This window comes from Limnospira sp. PMC 1279.21, from assembly GCF_032349615.1.
GTDB lineage: Bacteria > Cyanobacteriota > Cyanobacteriia > Cyanobacteriales > Microcoleaceae > Limnospira > Limnospira fusiformis.
The window spans coordinates 1-1415 of sequence record NZ_JARPLU010000387.1; the positions used below are offsets into that span (position 1 = coordinate 1).

At 47.2% G+C, this 1415-nt stretch carries 1 protein-coding gene; it reads right to left on the reverse strand.

Annotated features, from left to right (window positions below):
* Window positions 1–454: IS630 transposase-related protein (locus tag P5683_RS24820; RefSeq protein ID WP_315645090.1), on the reverse strand; the 454-nt coding region annotated here is incomplete at its 3' end.
* Window positions 455–1415 lie beyond the last annotated feature (961 nt).

Below are 1415 nucleotides of genomic sequence, written 5' to 3' on the forward strand. Positions count from 1 at the left end.
AGTCTTGACTATTGATGCCAGCTTCATCGAGGTAAACCAACTCTTCCGGCTCCATCTTTTCAATATGAGCAATAAACTCCTCTCGCTGTTGCTCATCACGTTCTTGGTAGCCGTAAGTTTTTTTTCTGGTGAAGCCAATTTTCTTCAAGGCTCTGGATATGGTGCGAGGAGAGATGTCGTCATCCCAAAGTTGAGCCATTTGAGCGGAGGTTTTGTGGCCATGCTCTTGGGCAAAAGCCTTGAATTTGTGCCAGTCGGTAATTTGGTGGCTATGACCAGGTGGGCGATTAGGTTTAGGGAGGAAGTCGCCGGTGTGTTCTTTTCTTTGCAGCCAGAGATTGATGGTGTTCCTGCTGACATGGAAAACTTGACTGGCTTCGGTTTTGGGTATACCGTCTAGTTCAATTGCATTAATAACTTTTTGTCTAAGGTCGTAACTGTAGGGGGCTGGCATTTTGGGTCTTCTGTAGATATCCTTGCCATTATACGTCCTAACTTTTCTGTCTTGTGCTATATGTGCAGGTAGTCGTATGAGCCCCCTACTTTTCCCCTTGCCCTTTTGGGCGCAGCGTGTCAACCTATTTCGCTGCTAATGTATTACCATGGTTCAAGTCGGACATTCAGTTTCCTTAATCATAGATGGTTGGCAGTGGTCGAGTAGGAGGTAGGTTCCTCCACACGCCTTCCGTTCCCCGCTTCAATCCTGGGGTTATGATTCCCCAAACTGGGGGTGGCTATCGCCGTTACCCTCTGCTCTGTGATTTCTCAGTTCGCTTAGGACCTTGGGTTCCCTGCCTTGCTTAGTTCCCTAAGCGTCGGGACATATAAACAGTTATGAGGATGGTCAGGAGTGCGATCCTTATATCCAAATTCGGGGCTGTAATCCTCACCGGGTAGTGATTTAGGGCATTTCAGCCCTATTTCATACCCGAACGTCTCGCACCATGTGCTTACATTTTTCACTACTGCCTTGTGAATAGCATTACTCACTTGTTTATAGGCAGACCATTAGAGGGGTTACAACGTTCCGTTTATACGGGCATTCCATCTTGAGATTTGTCCTGTCCACCGGGGTACTTTAAAGGTCTGTGCAGGTAGGTAAAGAAGCCTCCTACTTTTCCCCTTGTTCTTTTGAACGTAGCGTGTCAACCTATTTCGCTACTACAGAGTTACGATGGTTCAAGCCAGACATTCGGTTTCCCTAATCATGGATGGTTGGCAGTGGTCGCGTCTTGGTAGTAGGTTCTACCTCACGCCTTCCGTTCCCCGCTTCAATCTGACGGGTTATGATTCCTCAAACTGGGGGTGGCTATCGCCGTTACTCTCTACTCATTGTTATCATGGGGTCATAACTTCCCAATCAAAACAGTTTGTTTGATGACCTTGAGTTCCCTGCCTTGTTTGGGGGTTCAATA